Origin of the sequence: Vibrio sp. TRT 21S02 (genome assembly GCF_050113675.1) — a bacterium.
Lineage (GTDB): Bacteria > Pseudomonadota > Gammaproteobacteria > Enterobacterales > Vibrionaceae > Vibrio.
The window spans coordinates 1-5,533 of the sequence record NZ_JBNJOI010000042.1 but is presented as its reverse complement, the minus strand read 5'-3'; the positions used below and the strand labels follow the sequence as shown (position 1 = coordinate 5,533).

Here is a 5,533-nt window from a genome sequence, read left to right as displayed (position 1 = left end):
GCTTGGGTATAGGACACCAACGGAGTATATTCATGCGCATCTGTAAAAAGTGTCGCACTTCAAACTTGATACTAAGTGTTTAACATTTTAAGAGTTTCTTTCACCTCTTCCGACAACTCTCGAACACACTTAGCAAAAAGATATTCTGCATCTTCTGAAACCAGATTGTCATTTGGTAAAAGGGTCGGTTCAATTTTACCATCGAACAATGGGTACAAATTGTGAACTACGTAATTGCGACGTTCCAATATGTAACCCAACAAAAAAACGACGTCTTTATTCACAAGTTGGTGTTCTTTGCAGCAACCGATTAAAGGACCTAATGTCGGTTTATCTAACTTGATTCTAACTTTAACCTCTGAGGCAATAATTATTTCTTTCAATCTAGATTCAAGTTTTGAAACCAATAAAGTTAAACGCCCCAAATACAAACAAAATTCATCACTCTCAATCAAGTGCTCATAAAACTCATGATTCATATACTGAACTCAAATTAAACACATAACGCCCAATTAACGTGTGAGCAGCGCAAACACTGACCTAAACCACTGCGCCGTAAACACTAAACTCAACCTGAAGTGAGAGCGCCAAGCGTTGTGAGTCACTCTTAAATGCCTTGTTATATGTTTGGTTACACCTTATCCGCAAAGTAGGCCATGATTTCTTCAGTAGTCATTTCCTTGGTCTCATTAGCAAAGCAGTAATAACTTGGCCGCATATCGCTAAAATATTGCATGTCCATTTCCAATCCTTCAAGATTTGGAAACAAGCCTACTGGCATATTGTACTCACCTGTTTCTTTAAATTTATAGAACAAATGAGTTCCGCACTCTGTGCAAAAACCTCGAGAAGCCCAAGAGGAAGACTTGTACATTTTTACTTTATCTTCCCCTTCTACTTTCACTTGAGTTCCACATTTCACCGCAAAAAATGGAGCTCCTCCCCAAGTTCGACATGACTGACAATGACAAACTGTAAACTTAGGATTGATGTTTTCTGCCGTAATTTTCACAGAACCACAAAGGCAACTAGCCTGAGAATAAGACATTAAAATAACTCCTAAATTGATGAAACATATAACGCCCTGTTAAGGGGTGAGCAACGCAATACTGATGCCTCCGCAAACCACCTTAAGCACAAAACGCAACGCATAGCAAAAATGCCACACGTTGCGAATCACTCTTAAACAGATTGTTATGACTCATTTAGCCTTTAGGTGGATAAGGGTCATTACCATAAGTTCTTTCGTCTTCAATCTGCCCATCTTTCTTCTTGATCGTCAGTTGACTAGGTATATTGCGCTTTGCAATATCAACACCATAATCAATTGCATCAGCTTTAACATTAAAATTCTTAAGCGCTGTTTCATTTCCTGTTTTTTTAACTTGCCATTGTTCAATAGCATTAGTCCAAACTACCCAGTATCTGTTACGTGCCATATGAAGCTCCTTATTTAACACAAACCAAATAATAAACACATTGCATATTAATGTCCGTGACTTAGATAAGAAGTTTAAAGATGAGTCATAACGCCTTGTTAAGGTGTGAGGCACGCAATACTGAAGCCTCCGCATACCACCTTAATCACTATACCTACCGCATAGTAAAAATGCCACGCGTGCCGAATCACTCTTGAACAATTTGTTATGCGTTTTTTAAAAGTTCGACGAACTCTTGTCTTCGTGACTCACTGCTAGAGATATGAATAACTACCGTATCTCTAAGTTCATAGTAAGGATGTGATGCTAAATGTTTTGCAAACCAAAAGACTTCTGACAGCGGCTCATCATCGTGCCAAGTTGTTATAACCAAATTTGCATCATTCAAATCGCTATCTCCGACGTAAATGATATTAGCTATATCTATAGATGTATCCCAAGAACTGGCATTAACACCCCAAGCTAAAGCATACATGCAACCACTCTCGACTAGCCAAGAACTCAATTTCGATTGCCAACTTTCAGCTACAGCTTCCTCAGCCACAATTATGCAACGAAACTTCCCAACCTGAAGTACGGGAATATGTGACGCATCTTTTTTTAAGTGAAGATATTCCATATTACCTCTGAAACGCATAACGCCGCGTTAAGTGGTGAACAACGCCAATCACCAAACCTAAAACATTGTACCTTAAACACTAAATTAAACTTAAACTGCGATCGCCAAGCGTTGTGAATCCGTCTTAAACGCTTTGTTATGGCGAAGCTCACGTTTAGCGATTTAGTTCCGTCCAACTTGAGAATAAGCCAAGATCTGTATATTGATGCTCAAAGGCACGCTTGTAACGCACACCAACATACTTTGCCTTACCTACCAAATTTAAACCCACCAAAAACTGTTTAGCAGATGACTTCCTTTCGAATACCGGAATGCCTAAAGCTTCAAGCTCCTTTAGGGTATCCGAATCAACCAATATATTGCCATTATGATCATAATGTACATGTTCAAGCCGAACAGTCTTAACCTCGACACTTTCTAATGAAAGACTTGGTTCAAATGCATAGAGTGCCTGATTTTTAGTTGCTGTATTTGCTAATACAAATGCCATTTTTTCTCCTAAGCCATAACGCCCAATTAACGTGTGAGCAGCGCAAACACTGAACTAAACCACGACGCCGTAAACACTATATTCAACCCGAAGTGAGAGCACCAAGCGTTGCGAATCACTGTTGAATTGTTTGTTATGTTTTACCACAAGTTACTGACTTAATTGAGAAAGAAGTGCTATTTCAAGCCAGTTTTCTAAACCAAACCACAAGGCAAGAACCAACTTGGCCGCCAAAAGCGACTAACCCAAAACCAGTAATTCCACTTCCGTGCCCAATGAGGCAACCCGACAAAGCACCAACAAGCGCCCTTTCTTTCCAACCAAAGCGCAAAACAGTGCCGAATTGCTGAGGCAACTGCCAAGCCGAAATGCTAATTGGCTAAGAACCTAGAAGCGACTTTAAGCCAGTTAAACCAGAATCCCATCGCCACGACCTGACAATGAAGCAACCCACGGACTTTGGCATGTTTTACGGCTGGAGAGATCCAAGAAGTTGAGCCGACAATGCTAAATTGCCGACTTAGAAAAACGAATGCTCAAATAGAACTAAGAAGATGAGAACAAAGAACTTTCCTGCCCGTAGCCTAACGCCCAATTAAGGGGTGAACAACGCCTCCAACCAAACCTAAAGCATTGTGCCATAAACACTAAATTTGAAATAGAAGCAAAAGTGCCAAGCGTTGTGAATCCCTCTTAAATTGCTTGTTAAGTGAAAATCACCCATTTTGTATGGACCTTACACGCTGTGAATAAATGAAATCCTCAAGTGCATATACAATGTTTTGAATTGAGGGTTGGTTTAGATTTTTAAGTGATTTGAAACATAACTGTTTGGTTTCAGATGGTTTTATTCGCTTTAAACGATTTAACTTAAAATCTCCCAGTATATTCAAGCTCGGTTCCGTACATGAAAATACATATATGAACAGTTGACCCACTAAAAATGATGTAGATTGAGTGTTGTTCTCTGTTTTTCCAAAGTGTGATGCCGCAGTCGCAACAGTACCTAGCCGCACCGATGTGCGAGAGTATGCACAAACCTCATTCGTATCATGCTTTGCTACATAAATTTTAAAATACTCAGGGATAGTTTGCTTCTCATAAAATCTTTGTAAATCTTCTTTTGGAATTGAGTTAGTCTTTAGTTTCGTGTGTTCTGCGAGCATAGTTTTCATCGTGATCCACTTGGAAAATAGCTGAAGTTGTTGTTTATCTAACTTCATGTCGCAAGTTTTAATAGCATTTTGAAGAATAGGTTTAGCCTTTTCTTCGAGTACGCTCATCCAACCGTTGTTGCAAGTAGCACATACAACCCGGAATTTCTTTGTAGTTACAGGCCCAGAGCGAGTACTAATTTTCTTTTCAGCATCATTTAAGTTAGGAGTAGCCTGAATTGAGCCCTCAATATGCTTTGCTATTTCATTTTTGCCGAGTTGCTTGCCAAGCCAGTCTGGCCAAAAGTGTTCTTTGGTCAACCCACTCTGCCCGCAAAAAATACAAAACTTTTGTTCCATTCCAACCCTTTTCACTTAACGCCAAATTAAGTAGTGAGTAACGCTACCACACACTTAAACCATTGTGCCGTAAACACTTAAGCTAATTCAAAGCAAAAATGCCCAGCGTTACGAATCTGCTTAAATTTATTGTTATGCCTAGATCCAATGTTGTACTACTGAACACAAAATTGACAAAGCACCAAACCAAACAGGTGCCGTATAATCTAAGTCTTGTACGAAAGCAACAATCTGACATATTTTGGGAACTTTTACGTCTGCAAAGAAACACAAAAAGGGTTCGCCTTCATCATCATGTCCATGAAATGGTTTTACTTCTCCAGTTACGCGGAATTTATTAACTTTAGGAAACGCATCAATAATGCTTTGAAGCTCTCTATTTACCTCATCGCGGCTTTCAATCATTGGCGATGTAGAGAAACATTCTGGAGATAAAAATATTGATCCTTTGTATTTCCCATATTGACCTGGGATTTGTGAAACCAAATTATGCATAGCATCTTTTCGGATGATATAGGGGCTATTCCCAAGCATAACTGCATAATAAAAATATCGAGCCAAACCATATGAAGCCATTAAGACTAAACCCCACATGATGGAGTCAGGATTGGTCATTATAAATGGGATACCGAGTACACTGATTTTTCCACTACTATCAAGTTCTATTCCAGAAAAGGTAAATACCAGCAAAGCAAGTGAGGATAGAAGTGAAAACCGTCTCAGTTTTTCTATATCAGGCAAAATATCTCCTTAGGCATAACGCCCAATTAAGGGGTGAACAACGCCTCTACCCAAACCTAAAGCATTGTGCCATAAACACTCAATTTGAAGTAGAAGCAAAAATGCCAAGCGTTGTGAATCCCTCTTAAATTGCTTGTTATATGCACAGAATTTCGACTTGCTTGATGGCGTCAAAGAATACTTTATGACACTTAAAATCGGACTTACTTCCTACTTTATGCCAGAAGAAATTAAACTCATGCCCACCGTCATCTTGAGAAAAGAAACTCCAGCTATTCGGTAGTTCTTGGTCTATTTCGCAAAGCACAAAATGCCACAGCTGATTTTGAAAACCGCTTTCCCAGCAATCGAGATAGTGAGCGCTCGATACACTAGATAACCCAGACTCTTCTTCCAGCTCTCTCAAAGCGGCACTTTCGATAGAAAAATCCGATGATTCTAGTGTTCCTTTAACAAGTTGAACATCGGCTAATGGATGCTCAAACAACAGTAACTCAAGATCGTTTCCTGACTTTCTGAGCACTACAGGGCAGACTTTAACTTCCCTTTTTCGGATTCTTTCTTCCACTGAACTCCCCCGTGCATATAACGCCGCATTAAGGTGTGAGCAGCGCTTGGCTATACTTGAGCGAAGCGAAAACGCCAAGCGTTGCGAATCACTCTTAAATTTATTGTTATGTGCGTGCTATTTGGTTGCTCTGTTTAGTTGCAGTAAATCCCATTTGTTACC

8 protein-coding genes are annotated in these 5,533 nt (G+C 39.6%); all 8 read right to left on the bottom strand.

From position 1 onward, the window contains the following. Positions 1 to 71: 71 nt before the first annotated feature. Positions 72 to 479: a hypothetical protein gene (locus ACQEXU_RS21660; protein WP_050645157.1), complete on the bottom strand. Its 408-nt coding sequence runs from the start codon at positions 477 to 479 to the stop codon at positions 72 to 74. Between the two features lie 152 nt (positions 480 to 631). Further along, entirely contained in the window at positions 632 to 1,048 is a 417-nt protein-coding gene (locus tag ACQEXU_RS21655) for a GFA family protein (RefSeq protein ID WP_427012270.1), read from the bottom strand. Between the two features lie 157 nt (positions 1,049 to 1,205). Next, positions 1,206 to 1,439: a DUF2188 domain-containing protein gene (locus tag ACQEXU_RS21650; RefSeq protein ID WP_038940866.1), complete on the bottom strand. Its 234-nt coding sequence runs from the start codon at positions 1,437 to 1,439 to the stop codon at positions 1,206 to 1,208. A gap of 205 nt (positions 1,440 to 1,644) precedes the next feature. After that, a complete protein-coding gene (locus ACQEXU_RS21645; protein ID WP_052437396.1) occupies positions 1,645 to 2,058 on the bottom strand; it encodes a DUF7684 family protein in 414 nt (137 codons plus the stop codon). 154 nt (positions 2,059 to 2,212) lie between these two features. After that, positions 2,213 to 2,548 (bottom strand): hypothetical protein, encoded by a 336-nt coding sequence (locus tag ACQEXU_RS21640; protein WP_427012269.1) that lies wholly within the window; start codon positions 2,546 to 2,548, stop codon positions 2,213 to 2,215. Positions 2,549 to 3,264: 716 nt separating this feature from the next. After that, positions 3,265 to 4,062: a hypothetical protein gene (locus ACQEXU_RS21635; protein WP_427012268.1), complete on the bottom strand. Its 798-nt coding sequence runs from the start codon at positions 4,060 to 4,062 to the stop codon at positions 3,265 to 3,267. Positions 4,063 to 4,200: 138 nt separating this feature from the next. Then, positions 4,201 to 4,803 (bottom strand): hypothetical protein, encoded by a 603-nt coding sequence (locus tag ACQEXU_RS21630; protein ID WP_427012267.1) that lies wholly within the window; start codon positions 4,801 to 4,803, stop codon positions 4,201 to 4,203. Positions 4,804 to 4,939: 136 nt separating this feature from the next. Continuing rightward, positions 4,940 to 5,371, bottom strand: a complete 432-nt coding sequence (locus ACQEXU_RS21625; RefSeq protein ID WP_427012266.1) for an NUDIX hydrolase — start codon at positions 5,369 to 5,371, stop codon at positions 4,940 to 4,942. Positions 5,372 to 5,533: the final 162 nt, after the last annotated feature.